16 protein-coding genes are annotated in these 14,068 nt (G+C 61.8%); 10 read left to right on the top strand and 6 right to left on the bottom strand.

What is annotated here, in order from left to right; all coding sequences use genetic code 11:
- Positions 1-7: 7 nt before the first annotated feature.
- From NR126_RS24570 to NR126_RS24560, 3 genes are read right to left on the bottom strand one after another with little or no spacing between them, the layout of a single operon-like run.
- Positions 8-874 carry a carbohydrate ABC transporter permease gene (locus NR126_RS24570; RefSeq protein WP_105755261.1) on the bottom strand — a complete coding sequence of 289 codons (867 nt, stop codon included), beginning with the start codon at positions 872-874 and terminating at the stop codon, positions 8-10.
- Positions 871-1,968 (bottom strand): ABC transporter ATP-binding protein, encoded by a 1,098-nt coding sequence (locus NR126_RS24565; RefSeq protein ID WP_256832038.1) that lies wholly within the window; start codon positions 1,966-1,968, stop codon positions 871-873. Before NR126_RS24565 ends, NR126_RS24570 begins: the two co-directional genes overlap by 4 nt.
- Positions 1,968-3,062, bottom strand: coding sequence for an ABC transporter ATP-binding protein (locus NR126_RS24560; RefSeq protein ID WP_027616049.1), 1,095 nt, complete (start codon positions 3,060-3,062; stop codon positions 1,968-1,970). Before NR126_RS24560 ends, NR126_RS24565 begins: the two co-directional genes overlap by 1 nt.
- A gap of 401 nt (positions 3,063-3,463) precedes the next feature.
- On the opposite strand from NR126_RS24560, the gene NR126_RS24555 reads away from it, so the two are divergent.
- A complete protein-coding gene (locus NR126_RS24555) occupies positions 3,464-5,305 on the top strand; it encodes a sigma-54-dependent Fis family transcriptional regulator (RefSeq protein ID WP_256832037.1) in 1,842 nt (613 codons plus the stop codon).
- A 172-nt stretch (positions 5,306-5,477) separates the two neighbouring features.
- Here the strand turns inward: NR126_RS24555 and cysS are convergent, their stop codons facing one another.
- Positions 5,478-6,860 carry a cysteine--tRNA ligase gene (gene cysS / locus NR126_RS24550; protein ID WP_105755258.1) on the bottom strand — a complete coding sequence of 461 codons (1,383 nt, stop codon included), beginning with the start codon at positions 6,858-6,860 and terminating at the stop codon, positions 5,478-5,480.
- A gap of 18 nt (positions 6,861-6,878) precedes the next feature.
- Positions 6,879-8,576: a glutamine--tRNA ligase/YqeY domain fusion protein gene (locus tag NR126_RS24545; protein ID WP_256832029.1), complete on the bottom strand. Its 1,698-nt coding sequence runs from the start codon at positions 8,574-8,576 to the stop codon at positions 6,879-6,881.
- 250 nt (positions 8,577-8,826) lie between these two features.
- Between NR126_RS24545 and NR126_RS24540 the strand changes: the two genes are divergently transcribed.
- Both NR126_RS24540 and lpxH read left to right on the top strand, forming a co-directional pair.
- Positions 8,827-9,330 (top strand): peptidylprolyl isomerase, encoded by a 504-nt coding sequence (locus tag NR126_RS24540; protein WP_105755256.1) that lies wholly within the window; start codon positions 8,827-8,829, stop codon positions 9,328-9,330.
- Positions 9,327-10,079, top strand: coding sequence for a UDP-2,3-diacylglucosamine diphosphatase (lpxH, locus tag NR126_RS24535; protein ID WP_105755255.1), 753 nt, complete (start codon positions 9,327-9,329; stop codon positions 10,077-10,079). Before NR126_RS24540 ends, lpxH begins: the two co-directional genes overlap by 4 nt.
- A 3-nt stretch (positions 10,080-10,082) precedes the next feature.
- Here the strand turns inward: lpxH and NR126_RS24530 are convergent, their stop codons facing one another.
- Entirely contained in the window at positions 10,083-10,421 is a 339-nt protein-coding gene (locus tag NR126_RS24530) for a hypothetical protein (protein WP_105755254.1), read from the bottom strand.
- Positions 10,422-10,575: 154 nt separating this feature from the next.
- Between NR126_RS24530 and NR126_RS24525 the strand changes: the two genes are divergently transcribed.
- The 7 genes from NR126_RS24525 to NR126_RS24495 all read left to right on the top strand — a co-directional run bounded on the left by NR126_RS24525 (position 10,576) and on the right by NR126_RS24495 (position 14,066).
- Positions 10,576-10,905 (top strand): DUF6388 family protein, encoded by a 330-nt coding sequence (locus NR126_RS24525; protein ID WP_027616042.1) that lies wholly within the window; start codon positions 10,576-10,578, stop codon positions 10,903-10,905.
- Between the two features lie 3 nt (positions 10,906-10,908).
- A complete protein-coding gene (locus tag NR126_RS24520; protein ID WP_027616041.1) occupies positions 10,909-11,613 on the top strand; it encodes a YoaK family protein in 705 nt (234 codons plus the stop codon).
- A gap of 65 nt (positions 11,614-11,678) precedes the next feature.
- The gene (gene tusD, locus NR126_RS24515) at positions 11,679-12,071 is read left to right on the top strand and encodes a sulfurtransferase complex subunit TusD (protein WP_027616040.1); all 393 of its coding nucleotides are present in this window, start codon (positions 11,679-11,681) and stop codon (positions 12,069-12,071) included.
- A 3-nt stretch (positions 12,072-12,074) separates the two neighbouring features.
- Positions 12,075-12,437: a sulfurtransferase complex subunit TusC gene (gene tusC, locus NR126_RS24510; protein WP_027616039.1), complete on the top strand. Its 363-nt coding sequence runs from the start codon at positions 12,075-12,077 to the stop codon at positions 12,435-12,437.
- On the top strand, positions 12,437-12,736 hold the full coding sequence (gene tusB / locus NR126_RS24505; RefSeq protein WP_027616038.1) for a sulfurtransferase complex subunit TusB: 300 nt from the start codon (positions 12,437-12,439) through the stop codon (positions 12,734-12,736). The genes tusC and tusB overlap by 1 nt, the downstream gene beginning before the upstream one ends.
- Positions 12,733-13,068 carry a TusE/DsrC/DsvC family sulfur relay protein gene (locus tag NR126_RS24500; RefSeq protein WP_027616037.1) on the top strand — a complete coding sequence of 112 codons (336 nt, stop codon included), beginning with the start codon at positions 12,733-12,735 and terminating at the stop codon, positions 13,066-13,068. Before tusB ends, NR126_RS24500 begins: the two co-directional genes overlap by 4 nt.
- Positions 13,065-14,066: a glycosyl transferase family protein gene (locus NR126_RS24495; protein ID WP_256832021.1), complete on the top strand. Its 1,002-nt coding sequence runs from the start codon at positions 13,065-13,067 to the stop codon at positions 14,064-14,066. Before NR126_RS24500 ends, NR126_RS24495 begins: the two co-directional genes overlap by 4 nt.
- The last annotated feature ends 2 nt before the right edge of the window (positions 14,067-14,068 follow it).

Raw genomic sequence — 14,068 nt, 5'->3', positions numbered from 1 at the left:
CAGGGCCTCAGCGGTTGGCGTCGGAGTGGGTCATGGCGGTATAGAACAGCCAGGACACCAGCAGAATGATCAGGAAATACACTAGGGAGAAAGCCGCAGCCGGGCCGAGGTCGAACTGTCCTATCGCCATTTGAGTCAGGGTCTGACTGAGGAAGGTGGTGGCATTCCCCGGTCCGCCACCGGTGAGCACGAAGGGCTCGGTGTAGATCATGAAGCTGTCCATGAACCGCAACATCACCGCGATCAGCAGCACACTCTTGAGCTTGGGCAACTGGATATGCCGGAACACGGCCCAGCTGGATGCGCGGTCGATGCGCGCGGCCTGGTAGTACACATCCGGAATCGCCCGCAGACCGGAGTAGCAGAGCAACGCCACCAGCGAGGTCCAGTGCCAGACATCCATCACCAGCACCGTGACCCAGGCGTCCATGGTGTTGGCGGCGTAGTTGTAGCTGATACCCATGGCGTTCAGCGTCGAACCCAGCAGGCCGATGTCGGCGCGGCCGAAAATCTGCCAGATGGTGCCGACCACGTTCCACGGAATCAGCAGCGGAATCGCCAGGATGATCAACACCAGCGACGACCAGCGACCCTTGGTCGGCATGGTCAGGGCGATGCCGATGCCCAGGGGGATTTCGATCAGCAGCACGCAGGCCGAATAGATGAACTGGCGCAGCAGCGAGTCATGCAAGCGCGGATCGAGCAGCACTTGTTTGTACCAATCGGCCCCGACGAAGTAGCGGCTCGACTGGTCGAAGATGTCCTGCACCGAATAGTTGACCACGGTCATCATCGGGATCACCGCGCTGAACGCCACCAGCAGGAACACCGGCAACACCAGCCACCAGGCCTTGTTGTTCTGCACCTTGTTCATGACTGGACCTCTAGCAGGTAATCGTCGGCATAGACCATCAGCCACTGCGCCGGAAAACTGATCCAGGCGCTGCCCTCGGGCACCGGTTTGTCTTCGGCCAGGCGCACCTTGAGGGGTGCGCCGTCGAGTTTCAGGGTGAGGATCTTGTAGGTGCCGAGGTCCTCGACATGCACCACATCCGCACGCATCGCCTCTTCGTAAGGCTCGTCCCAGACATGGATGAACTCCGGGCGAATGCCCACTTTCAGCGTCTTGAATTCAGCCTCGGCAAGTCGCCGTTGCATGGCCTCGGACAACCCCAGGTCGGTACTGGCAAAACCCACTCCGCCGGCGCGCGGGCTGACCTCGATCAGGTTCATCCCCGGACTGCCGATGAAATAGCCAACGAAAGTGTGGCTGGGCCGCTCGAACAACTCCCGCGGGGTGCCGAACTGGACAATCTGCCCGCCGTACATCACCGCGATCTTGTCGGCGAAGGTCGAGGCTTCGAGCTGGTCGTGGGTCACGTAGACCATGGTGATGTTGAACTGCTCGTGGATCTGCTTGAGCTTGCGCCGCAGCTTCCATTTCAGGTGCGGGTCGATCACCGTCAGCGGCTCGTCGAAGAGGATCGCCGAGACGTCATCACGCACCAGTCCACGGCCCATGGAGACCTTCTGCTTTTCGTCGGCGGTGAGGTTGCGCGCCTTCTTCGCCAGCAGATTCTGCAGGTCGAGCACCTCGGCAATTTCCTCGACCTTGCTGCGTACCCGGGCTTCTGCCAGGCCCTGATTGCGCAGCGGGAAGGCCAGGTTGTCGAACACTGTCATGGTGTCGTAGACCACCGGAAACTGGAACACCTGGGCGATGTTGCGCTTCTCCGGGGTCAGCTGGTTGACCACTTTATTGTCGAACAGCACCTGGCCCTCGGAGGGACTGAGCAAACCGGAAATGATGTTGAGCAAGGTCGACTTGCCGCACCCGGAAGGACCGAGCAAAGCATAGGCGCCGCCCTGCTCCCAGATGTGGTTCATTTCGCGGATCGCATAATCCTCGGGGCCGCTTGGGGTGCGGGTGTAGCTATGGGCGAGGTTTTGCAAATGAATTTCGGCCATCAGGCAACCCTCGCGACACGTCGACCGGGCGCCTGTAACAAGCGTCCCTGGGCGTCGAAGACAAACAGTTTGTGGGTAGGGATATAGATACGAATCGGCGCATCGACGTCGTATTCGTGGACCCCGGGCAAGTGCAGCACCAGCAGGAAATGCTCGTTGCGCACATGCAGGAAAGTTTCCGAGCCGCTGATTTCCGCGACTTCGACGGTGACCGCCAGCTCCAGGTCGTCATCGTTGCTCGGCACTAACGAGATGTGGCTGGGGCGCACGCCGAAACGGAACTCGCCCTCGCCCACCGCCCGCAGGTCAACGTTAAGCGGGAAGTGCACGAAATTGGCGAAGCTCACTTCGTTGCCACTGATCCGCCCCGGCATCAGGTTGATCGGCGGCTCGGAAAACAACTCGGCCGCCAGTACCGTCCGGGGCTGGTGATAGACCTCGGCGGTCTTGCCGCTCTGGATCACCCGGCCTTCATGAACAATGGTGGTGGTGCCGCCCAGGGCCAGGGCTTCGTTGGGTTCGGTGGTGGCATAGATGGCAATGGTGTGGCGGGCCTGGAACAGTTCGCGCATTTCTTGGCGCAGTTCCTCGCGCAGCTTGTAGTCGAGGTTGACCAGCGGCTCGTCGAACAGGATCAGCTCGGCATCCTTGACCAGCGCCCGGGCCATGGCAGTGCGCTGCTGCTGGCCGCCGGAAAGCTCCAGCGGATAACGCTGGAGGAACTTGTCGATACGCAACATCTGCGCGGTTTCGCGCACCTTGCTCTGGATCAGCTCGGCTGAAACCCCGGCCTGGCGCAGCGGCGAGGCAATGTTCTCAAACACAGTCATGGTCGGGTAATTGATGAACTGCTGATAGACCATCGACACATTGCGCAAGCGTACCGGGCGCTGGGTGACATCGACGCCATTCATCAGCACCCTACCGCTGTCCGGTTTGTCGAGGCCGGCCATCAAGCGCATCAGGCTGGTCTTGCCGGACAGCGTACGTCCTAGCAGGACATTGAAGGATCCGGGTTCGAATTTCAGGCAGGCGTCATCGATCCAGATCTGACCCTCGACGGTGCGGCTGACGTGCTCCAGGGTTAACGACATGGCGCGGCCTTTTTTATTATTGGGAGACAAGCGACCGGAGCAATAGAGCGACATTCGTGCCAGAAATGGCAAGTGATTGATTTGCTGGGAAAACCCTTATTGGTGCGGCGAATGGGCGTTCATTGCTGAACACATTTGAACAGTTCATCTGGTTGACAATGAACAATAGTGAACAACACTCAATGGACGGTTTTTGCTCCAATTCAGTGAACACAGAGGAATCAGTGTAGGAGCGAGCCTGCTCGGGAAAGCGGAGTGTCATTCAACGAATTTAGTGACTGTCCCGGCGCCTTCGCGAGCAGCGGAACGCCGCCCGGGCTGCTCCCACAGGGGATCTCTTTCGTTCTGAGGAATTGGACTCCATAACAACAATAAAAACATCGCATCAGAGGCTGACTGCCATGGCCGTTCCTGCCCCGCCCCTGTCCCATGACGCCATGGTCCAGGACTCCTGGTCCCGTTGCCGCGGCTTTGGCTTGCAACACCAAAGCGCTCCGGCTTTCGATCAACTGCCCGCCGCTGACATTTCCCGCCTGCTCGACAGCCAGCACGCGCTGGTACAGACCACCCATCAGGAAGTCCTGCCGTATTACGAAAACATCCTCAGCAACTCCAACTGCCTGATCATGCTCGCCGACAATCAAGGCCAGGTGCTGACCTCCTGGGGCACTCAACGCCTGATCGACCCCGCGCTCAGCCGTGGTTTCAATGCCGGCGCCAACTGGCGCGAGCAATGCAGCGGCACCAACGCCATCGGCACCGCGCTGGCTTGCGAACAGGCGGTGCATATCGCCCACGATGAACACTTCCTCAAGGCCAACCGCTTCATGACCGGATCGGCGGCACCCATCTTCGATGCCGAACGGCGGGTCATTGCGGTGCTCGATGTATCCAGCGACAGCTATCTGCCGCCGGACCACACCCTGGGCATGGTCAAGATGATGAGCCAGACCGTGGAAAACCGGCTGATCCTCAACCTGTTCAAGGGTGAACACTTTCAACTGGTGTTCAACACCGGCCTGAACAACCTCGACAGCCAATGGGCCGGGCTGTTGATTTTCGATGAAAGTGGCCAGGTGCTGTCGGCCAACCGCCGTGCCGATAACCTGCTCGGCGTGCGTCTGTCGCGGCTCAGCGTCGAAAGCCTGTTCCAGGTGTCGCTGCGTGAACTGCTCAATCAACCCGACGGCCAGCCCTTCGCCCTGCAAGCCGCTGGGCGCAATCGCTTTCATTGCCTGCTGCGGCGCCCGCAACAGCAGCCGATCCAGCCTCGTGTGTTCAGCGAACCGGCCGCACCTGCTGCTGCCCCCCAAGCCATCGGCCTGAGCACCCTGCACTTCGGTGACAGCCGCGTAGAAAAGGCCGTGCGCCAGGCCGAACGCCTGCTGGAGAAAGATATTCCGCTACTGATTCATGGCGAAACCGGAGTCGGCAAGGAGGTCTTCGTCAAGGCCTTGCACCAGGCCAGCTCGCGCAGCAAGCAGGCATTTATTGCGGTCAATTGCGCGGCGATCCCCGCCGAACTGGTGGAGTCCGAATTGTTCGGCTACGAAAAAGGCGCGTTCACCGGCGCAAACCAGAAAGGCAGCATCGGCCTGATCCGCAAGGCCGACAAAGGCACGCTGTTTCTCGACGAGATTGGCGACATGCCACTGCCGACCCAGGCCCGATTGCTGCGGGTATTGCAGGAGCGCTGCGTGCAACCGGTGGGCAGCAGCGAGTCGTTCGCCGTGGATATCCGGATCATTTCCGCGACCAACCTTGTGTTGCGCGAGCAGGTGCAACTGGGACGCTTTCGCGAGGATCTGTACTACCGCATCGGCGGCCTGACCCTCGAATTGCCGCCGTTGCGTGAGCGCAGCGACAAGCAGGCGTTGTTCAAGCGGCTGTGGGACCAGCATCGCGACCCTGCGCAGTGGAGCGGTTTGAGCGCGGAGGTCCTGGCGCTGTTCAGCCGCCATCCATGGCCGGGCAATCTGCGCCAGGTCAGCAGCGTGATGCAGGTGGCGCTGGCCATGGCCGAAGACCAGCCGATCCGCCCCGAGCATTTGCCGGATGATTTTTTTGTCGATTTGCAGATGGAGCCGGTTGAAACGCCGCAGCCGTTGGCAGTGAATCTGGAGGATGCCGAGGATTTGAGTCGGCAGTTGAAGGCGGTCGGGGGGAATATTTCGCACTTGGCGCGGCGGCTGGGGGTGAGTCGTAACACCCTGTACAAGCGGTTGCGCCAAGCCGAAAGCTGACTGCTGCGCAGTCAATCGCGATCAGGCTCGCTCTTACAGGGGATCTGTGCCTGGCCCACTGTAGGAGCGAGCCTGCTCGCGATGAGGCCAGCCCAAACACTGCAACAATCACATCCTTCACATAAACAAAAACCCGCACAAGGCGGGTTTTTGTCTTTAGCAGCTATGGCAATCAGTCAGCCAATCGCCAGGTCGTCCCACCCTTGCCGTCTTCCAGCACCACGCCCATGGCGGTGAGCTGGTCGCGGATGCGGTCGGATTCGGCCCAGTCCTTGCCGGCCCGTGCAGCGAGGCGCGCAGCGATCAGCGCGTCGACTTCGGCGGCATCCACGCGCCCTTCGGCGCCGGCTTGCAGGAAGTCATCGGCTTCGAGCTGCAACACACCCAGCACGCTGGCCAGCTCTTTCAAGCGCGCGGCCAGGCCGGCCGCCGCATCCAGGTCGCTGTCGCGCAGGCGGTTGATCTCACGGACCATCTCGAACAGCACAGCGCAGGCTTCCGGGGTGCCGAAGTCGTCGTTCATCACCTGGGTGAAACGCTCGACGAAGGCTTCGCCGCCCGCCGGCGCCACGTTCGGCAGGCCTTTCAACGCATGGTAGAAACGCTCCAGGGCGCCCTTGGCGTCCTTGAGGTTATCTTCCGAATAGTTGATGGCGCTGCGGTAGTGGCTCGACACCAGCAGATAGCGCACGACTTCCGGGTGGTACTTGTCGAGCACGTCGCGAATGGTGAAGAAGTTGTTCAACGACTTGGACATCTTCTCGCCATTGATGCGAATCATCCCGCAATGCATCCACGCGTTGGCGTAGGTCTTGCCGGTGGCCGCTTCGCTCTGGGCGATTTCGTTCTCGTGGTGCGGGAACTCCAGGTCGCTGCCGCCACCGTGGATGTCGAAGGTCTCACCCAGGCAGCAGGTGGACATCACCGAGCACTCGATGTGCCAGCCCGGACGCCCGGCGCCCCATGGCGACTCCCAGCTCGGCTCGCCCGGCTTGACGCCCTTCCACAGGACGAAATCCAGCGGATCTTCCTTGGCTTCGTCGACCTCGATCCGCGCACCGATGCGCAGGTCTTCGATCTTCTTGCGCGACAGCTTGCCGTAGCCCATGAACTTGCCGACGCGGTAATACACGTCGCCGTTGCCCGGGGCGTAGGCGAAGCCCTTGTCAATCAGGGTCTGGATCATCGCGTGCATGCCAGGGATGTGGTCCGTGGCGCGCGGCTCCATGTCCGGCTTCTGGATGTTCAGCCGTGCTTCGTCTTCATGCATCGCCGCGATCATGCGCTCGGTCAAGGCTTCGAACGACTCACCGTTCTCATTGGCCCGATTGATGATCTTGTCGTCGATGTCGGTGATGTTGCGCACGTAGGTCAGGTCGTAACCGCTGAACCGCAACCAGCGGGTCACCAGGTCGAAGGCGACCATGCTGCGACCGTGGCCGAGGTGGCAGTAGTCGTACACGGTCATCCCGCACACGTACATGCGCACCTTGTTGCCATCCAGCGGCTTGAAAACTTCTTTGCTCTTGGTGAGCGTGTTGTAGATCGTTAGCACTTTAGTTCCTTGACTGAATCACTGGCCCCAGGAGTCGCGCAGGGTCACGGTACGGTTGAATACCGGAGCGCCCGGTTTCGAGTCCTTGATATCCGCGCAGAAGTAACCTTCGCGCTCGAACTGGAAACGGTCTTCCGGCTGTGCATTGCCCAACGAAGGCTCGGCACGACAACCGGTGAGGACTTGCAGTGAGTCAGGGTTGATGTTGTCGAGGAAACTGGCGCTGTCTTCGGCCTTCTCTGGGTTCGGCGAGCGGAACAGGCGATCGTACAGGCGCACTTCGCACTCGACGCTGGCCGCAGCCGGTACCCAGTGAATCACGCCCTTGACCTTACGGCCTTCCGGGTTCTTGCCCAGGGTTTCAGGATCGTACGAGCAACGCAGTTCGACGATGTTGCCATCGGCGTCCTTGATCGCTTCGTCGGCGCGGATCACGTAGCTGCCGCGCAGGCGCACTTCACCGGCCGGTTCCAGGCGCTTGTAGCCTTTTGGCGGCTCTTCCATGAAGTCATCACGGTCGATGTAGATTTCCCGGGCGAACGGCAGGACGCGCACGCCCATGTCTTCTTTCGGGTGGCACGGCAGTTCGAGGTTCTCGACCTGGCCTTCCGGGTAGTTGGTGATCACCACTTTCAGCGGACGCAGTACGCACATGGCACGCGGGGCGCTGTGGTCGAGGTCGTCGCGGATGCTGAATTCCAGCATGCCGAAGTCGACCACGCCGTCGGAGCGGTTGGTGCCGACCATTTCGCAGAAGTTGCGGATCGATTTTGGCGTGTAGCCACGACGACGGAAGCCCGACAGGGTCGACATGCGCGGGTCGTCCCAGCCGTTGACGTGTTTTTCATCGACCAACTGCTTGAGCTTGCGCTTGCTGGTGATGGTGTAGTTCAGGTTCAGGCGGCTGAACTCGTACTGGCGCGGCTTGGCCGGCACCGGCAGCGCGTCCAGGAACCACTCGTACAGCGGACGATGGCTTTCGAACTCCAGGGTGCAGATCGAGTGGGTGATGCCTTCGATGGCATCCGACTGACCGTGGGTGAAGTCGTAGTTGGGGTAGATGCACCACTTGTCACCGGTCTGGTGGTGGTGGGCGTGGCGGATGCGGTACATGATCGGGTCGCGCAGGTTCATGTTCGGCGAGGCCATGTCGATCTTCGCGCGCAGCACACGGGCGCCGTCCGGGAACTCACCGGCACGCATGCGGGCGAACCAGTCGAGGTTCTCTTCAACCGAACGGTCGCGGAACGGGCTGTTCTTGCCCGGCTCGGTCAGGCTGCCACGGTATTCCTTGGCCTGCTCGGGGCTCAGGTCGTCAACGTAGGCCTTGCCGGCCTTGATCAGTTCGACCGCCCAGTCGTGCAGTTGATCGAAATACTGCGAGGCGTAGCGCACTTCGCCCGACCACTCGAAACCCAGCCACTTGACGTCGCTTTCGATGGCGTCGATGTACTCCTGGTCTTCCTTGGCCGGGTTGGTGTCGTCGAAACGCAGGTGGGTGACGCCGCCGAATTCCTGGGCCAGGCCGAAGTTCACACAGATCGACTTGGCGTGACCGATGTGCAGGTAGCCGTTGGGCTCAGGCGGGAAACGGGTGACGATCTGCGTGTGCTTACCCGAGTCCAGGTCTGCCTGGATAATCGGCCGCAGGAAGTTGACCGGCACGGCTGGGCCGGTCTTGGCATTCGAGGTAGGGTCGACAGTGGGCTTGCTCATAGGATCCTTGGGCATACTCGTGCGTGGCCTTGATACGGGCCGGACAAAACAAAACCGCTATGATAGCCGATGCGCTCGAGCCCCTGACAGAGCAGGCGGCAAAACTGCTGATTTTATTGGCCGGGCGATGAAAAACAACCTCGAAATTCGCGCCTGTCGCGCTAAACTGCGCACCTTGGCCGTCAACGGCTGAACCGGTGCCGGGAGCTGTTGTCCCAAAACCCACGAATTCCTTGAAAGAGTAGTAATCATGACCCAAGTCAAACTGACCACCAACCATGGCGACATCGTCCTGGAACTGAACGCCGAGAAAGCCCCGATCACCGTGGCCAACTTCATCGAGTACGTTAACGCCGGTCACTACACCAACACCGTATTCCACCGCGTCATCGGCAACTTCATGATCCAGGGCGGCGGTTTCGAGCCAGGCATGAAGGAAAAGAAAGACAAGCGCCCAAGCATCCAGAACGAGGCTGACAACGGCCTGTCGAACGACAAATACACCGTCGCCATGGCCCGCACCATGGAGCCGCATTCGGCGTCCGCACAGTTCTTCATCAACGTGGCGGACAATAGCTTCCTCAACCACAGCGGCAAGAACGTGCAGGGCTGGGGTTACGCGGTATTCGGCAAAGTGACCGCCGGCACCGACGTGGTCGACAAGATCAAGGGTGTTTCCACCACCATGAAGTCCGGCCACCAGGACGTACCAGCAGACGACGTGATCATCGAGAAAGCCGAGATCATTGAGTGATATTGCTGATTTCAGACTTACATCTGGAAGAGGAGCGCCCGGACATCACCCGGGCGTTTCTGAATCTGCTCGCCACCCGCGCCCGCTCCGCCAGTGCGCTGTACATCCTCGGCGACTTTTTCGAGGCCTGGATTGGCGACGACGCCATGAGCCCCTTTCAACGCTCCATCTGCCAGGCCCTGCGCGAACTCAGTGACAGCGGCACGGCCATATTCCTGATGCACGGCAATCGAGACTTCCTGCTCGGCAAGGGGTTCTGCAAGGCGGCGGGCTGCACCCTGCTGCCAGACCCGAGTGTGGTGAAGTTCTATGACGAGCCGGTGCTATTGATGCACGGCGACAGCCTGTGCACCCGCGACGTCAGCTACATGAAGCTGCGGCGCACCCTGCGCAACCCGCTGACCCTGTTTATCCTGCGCCATTTGCCGCTGCGCACGCGCCACGCTCTGGCGCGCAAATTGCGCAGTGAAAGCCGCGCGCAAACCCGGGTCAAGGCCAACGACATCGTCGACGTGACCCCCGAGGAAATCCCGCGGATCATGCAGCAATACGGGGTGAAAACCCTGGTCCACGGCCACACCCACCGTCCGGCGATCCACAAGCTGCAGATCGGTGATCAGGCGGCCAAGCGCATCGTGCTGGGTGACTGGGATCGACAGGGCTGGGCCTTGCAGGTCGACGAGCAGGGCTTCCAGCTGGCGGCCTTCGATTTCGTGCCGCCGGTGGTGCCCGCCCTGCCCCAGCTTTAAGCCTTACAAGCAGGTCGCCAGTGCTGCCAACCGGCGTTTGGCGACAAAGTTGTCTTCAACGGCGTAGTACTTCAGCGAACCACCCTGCACATCAATGAAGGCCTCGGCGGAACGGGTGTAAACCGTGTAACCGCCGCCCTCGCTCGGCTCCAGGTAACCGCTGGCGTCGACGCCGAACACGTCCTCGTCCTGCCAGGCGAACTGCACGCACTGGGCGACGATCAGATCGGCCTTGTCCGAGCTCAGGGTCTGGTTCGGCGCCTGGGTACGCGCCTGCTTCATCGTCGACCCGGCACAACCCGCCAGCAGGACACCGGCCAGTGCCACCATCAAAATACGCATTGTGCTTCCTTAAAATGAGCAAAACGCCGACTCTATCACCCTGCGTCGCTGTCTCGAAATGCACCGGCTCTGCTTAACTGGGGAAAAACGCCTGACCCGAATCAACACCGGCCGCCCCAGGCTGCGCATACTGCCTATTTACCGAGGAAGATCCATGGCCCCAATCCAATCGCCACACGAACTGGCGCTGCAACGCTTCCTCAATGCGCACCCTGCGCTGCGCGAGGAACTCGACCACCTCAACCCCCTCGCCGCCCAGGCCAAGCACCAGACCCTCGAAGTCTTTCGCAATGAACACCTGCACGAAGCCTTCGAAGCCGAGGCTGAGCGCCTGGGTTTGTTCGCCTGGGAGCTGACCCTGCAACTGACCAGCGCCACCCCCGAGGACTTTCAGGCGCAACGCCTGGAGGTGCACAAGGAAGTGGCGCAGATGGCCGGCATGGACTGGCCGGCTTATTGCGAACTGAACGGCATCAAGGAGTAAGCGATGCTGCCCACCGCGCCCCATAGAACTCCAACCGCCGCCCTGCAACACACCCAGAAGTGGCGCGGGCGCATTGGCCTGTGCCTGGTGGCGAGTCTGTCGGTGCTGGCAGGCATGACCGACGCCATCGGCTTTATGGCCACCGGCGACTTCGTCTCCTTCATGAGCGGCAACACCACCCGCCTGGCCGTGGCGATCAGCGACGGTGACTGGCGCCTGATCCTGCGCTTGCTGGGATTGGTCTTGATGTTCGTGCTCGGCAATGCGCTCGGCGTGATCGTCAGCCGCATGAGCAGACGGCGTGCCCTGCCGCTGATGCTGAGCATCGCCGCGCTGCTGTGTTTGGCCGCCGCTTGGCCGTTCGAGGCGCGCTACCCGGCGCTGGTCGGCGCGGTGATCGCCATGGGCATGCTCAACGCCGCAGTAGAGCAGGTCAACGGTTTGCCGATCGGCCTGACCTACGTCACCGGCGCCCTGTCGCGCTTTGGTCGCGGGCTGGGGCGCTGGATGCTCGGTGAACGGCGCAATGGCTGGCGCGTGCAGTTGATCCCGTGGACCGGCATGTTCGCCGGCGCCGTACTCGGCGCGCTGCTCGAGCAGCGTTTCGGCCTGCAGGCCCTGTACGCCAGCGGCCTGCTCGCTGCTGTGCTGGGTATCGCGTCGCTGAAGATTCCACGGCGCTGGCAACTGGGCTATATGCCGCGCTGAATCGCCCTTCGCCGCTGCATCGATAAAGCATTATCATGGCCGCAGATTTATCCTCAGAGTTCGCCATGAAGTTCGCCATCGCGCTGTTTTCCGCTGCACACGCGCCCTCCTCGCGCCGCGCCCTGCTGTTCGCCCAGGCGGCGCTGGCCGGTGGGCACGAAATTGTGCGGCTGTTTTTCTATCAGGACGGCGTTTACAACGCCTCCAATTCCCTGGTCACGCCCCAGGACGAGCCGGACCTGGCGCGGCAATGGCGCGACTTTGTCAGCGAGCACCAGCTCGACGCCGTGGTGTGCATTGCCGCCGCCCTGCGCCGTGGCGTGCTGGACACCGCCGAAGCCCAGCGCTACCAGCGCAGTGCGATCAACGTCGATGCGCCGTGGGAATTGTCCGGCCTCGGGCAACTGCACGATGCGGTGCAGGACGCCGATCGCCTGATCTGCTTTGGAGGGCCATGAGTCATGCCTAAATCCCTGTTGATTGTCAGCCGCCAGGCACCCTGGTCCGGCCCAACCGCCCGTGAAGCCCTGGACATCGTGCTCGCCGGCGGCGCATTCGATTTGCCGATCGGCCTGCTGTTTCTCGACGATGGCGTGTTCCAGCTGGCCAGCGGACAGAACGCCAAGGCGCTGCAACAGAAAGACCTCAGCGCCAACCTGCAGGCACTGGGCCTGTTCGGGATTGACGAGCTGTTCGCCTGCGCCGACAGCGCCAGCGCCCGTGGCCTGAAGCCCGACACCCTGAGCCTCGACGAGCTGCAGCTACTGGATGCCGGGCAGATCTCGGCCGTTATCGACCGCTTTGACCAGGTGATTACCCTCTGATGTCGACTTTGCATGTGTTGTCTCACTCACCGTTCAACGACGACCGGCTGACCAGTTGCCTGCGCCTGATCGGTGCCCACGACGGACTGCTGCTCACCGGTGATGCGGTCTACGCCCTGCAACCCGGCACCGCGCCGCTGCAGGCATTGCAGGCCCGGGGCGCTGGTTTGCGCGTGCTGGCGCTGGACGAAGACGTTCAGGCCAGGGGTTTGCAAGTGCCTGAAGGGGTTACCGCCATCGACTACCCGGCCTTCGTCGAGCTGTCGATTGCCTACGACAAGGTCAACAGCTGGCTATGAATGCGCTGACCGTAGGTACACGGCACATCGAACTGGACAAGGACGGCTATCTGCTGGACCTGGCCGATTGGTCCGCGGAGGTCGCCAAGGCGCTAGCGGCAGCCGAGGAGCTTGAGCTGACCCCGGAGCACTGGGAAGTCCTTGAGCTGTTGCGCGGTTTCTATCAGGAGTTCCAGCTGTCGCCGGCGACGCGGCCGCTGATCAAGTACACCGCACTCAAGCTGGGACCGGACAAAGGCAACAGCCTGCACCTGAACCGACTATTCAAAGGCACCCCCGCCAAACTCGCCGCCAAGCTGGCGGGCCTGCCCAAACCGACGAATTGCCTATGACCGACTTCGCCCCACTGCTCATCGAAACGCCCGCCGAACACCCTTTCGCGCCCTTCGTGCGGATTCTCGGCAAAGGCAAACGCGGCGCCCGCAGCCTGACCCGCGAAGAAGCCCGCGAGGCAATGGGCATGCTGCTCGACGACAAGGTCGAAGACACCCAGCTCGGCGCGTTCCTGATGCTGTTGCGGCACAAGGAGGAAAGCCCGGAAGAGCTGGCCGGCTTCACCGAGGCCCTGCGCGAGCGCCTGGACGCCCCGCCGCTGGCGGTCGACCTCGACTGGCCGACCTACGCCGGCAAGAAGCGACACCTGCCCTGGTACCTGCTGGCAGCCAAGTGCCTGGCACAAAATGGTGTCCGCATCTTCATGCACGGCGGCGGCGCGCACACCGCCGGGCGCCTCTACACCGAGCAGTTGCTGGACTTCCTGCAGATTCCGCTGTGTCGCACTTGGCAGCAGGTCGACAGCGCCCTTGCCGAGGGCAACCTGGCGTTCATGCCCCTGGGCGACTGGGCGCCGCAACTGCAGCGGATGATCGACCTGCGCAACACCCTCGGCCTGCGCTCGCCGATCCACTCACTGGCGCGGATTCTCAACCCGCTCGGCGCGCGCTGCGGCTTGCAGAGCATCTTCCATCCGGGCTACCAGGGCGTTCATCGGGACGCCAGCGGTCTGCTGGGGGACAACGTGATCGTGATCAAGGGCGATGGCGGCGAGATCGAGATCAACCCGGACGCCGACAGTCACCTGTATGGCAGCAGCGGCGGCGTCAGCTGGGACGAGGAATGGCCGCAATTGTCGGCGCAGCGTCACGTCAAGCCGGCAAGCCTCGACCCTGAGCATCTGAAAGCCGTGTGGCGCGGTGATGTGGTCGACAGCTACCCGCAAATGGCCCTGATCTCGACCATGGCCCTGGCCTTGCGTGGCCTCGGCACCTCGCGCGAGCAGGCCTTTATCACCGCCCAGCACTACTGGGACGCCCGGAACAGATCGATTTAACC

Source organism: Pseudomonas sp. Pse1 (assembly GCF_024519635.1).
In the GTDB taxonomy this organism is placed as follows: domain Bacteria; phylum Pseudomonadota; class Gammaproteobacteria; order Pseudomonadales; family Pseudomonadaceae; genus Aquipseudomonas.
The sequence above is the reverse complement of the archived record's forward strand: the minus strand, read 5'-3'. Positions and strand labels throughout refer to the sequence as shown.

Bases quoted from the DNA above. Each gene is read 5' to 3' on its own strand.
- NR126_RS24570 (WP_105755261.1), bottom strand. From the start codon at position 874: ATGAACAAGGTGCAGAACAACAAGGCCTGGTGGCTGGTGTTGCCGGTG.
- NR126_RS24565 (WP_256832038.1), bottom strand. From the start codon at position 1,968: ATGGCCGAAATTCATTTGCAAAACCTCGCCCATAGCTACACCCGCACC.
- NR126_RS24560 (WP_027616049.1), bottom strand. From the start codon at position 3,062: ATGTCGTTAACCCTGGAGCACGTCAGCCGCACCGTCGAGGGTCAGATC.
- NR126_RS24555 (WP_256832037.1), top strand. From the start codon at position 3,464: ATGGCCGTTCCTGCCCCGCCCCTGTCCCATGACGCCATGGTCCAGGAC.
- NR126_RS24545 (WP_256832029.1), bottom strand. From the start codon at position 8,576: ATGAGCAAGCCCACTGTCGACCCTACCTCGAATGCCAAGACCGGCCCA.
- NR126_RS24540 (WP_105755256.1), top strand. From the start codon at position 8,827: ATGACCCAAGTCAAACTGACCACCAACCATGGCGACATCGTCCTGGAA.
- NR126_RS24530 (WP_105755254.1), bottom strand. From the start codon at position 10,421: ATGCGTATTTTGATGGTGGCACTGGCCGGTGTCCTGCTGGCGGGTTGT.
- NR126_RS24525 (WP_027616042.1), top strand. From the start codon at position 10,576: ATGGCCCCAATCCAATCGCCACACGAACTGGCGCTGCAACGCTTCCTC.
- NR126_RS24520 (WP_027616041.1), top strand. From the start codon at position 10,909: ATGCTGCCCACCGCGCCCCATAGAACTCCAACCGCCGCCCTGCAACAC.
- tusD (WP_027616040.1), top strand. From the start codon at position 11,679: ATGAAGTTCGCCATCGCGCTGTTTTCCGCTGCACACGCGCCCTCCTCG.
- tusC (WP_027616039.1), top strand. From the start codon at position 12,075: ATGCCTAAATCCCTGTTGATTGTCAGCCGCCAGGCACCCTGGTCCGGC.
- tusB (WP_027616038.1), top strand. From the start codon at position 12,437: ATGTCGACTTTGCATGTGTTGTCTCACTCACCGTTCAACGACGACCGG.
- NR126_RS24500 (WP_027616037.1), top strand. From the start codon at position 12,733: ATGAATGCGCTGACCGTAGGTACACGGCACATCGAACTGGACAAGGAC.
- NR126_RS24495 (WP_256832021.1), top strand. From the start codon at position 13,065: ATGACCGACTTCGCCCCACTGCTCATCGAAACGCCCGCCGAACACCCT.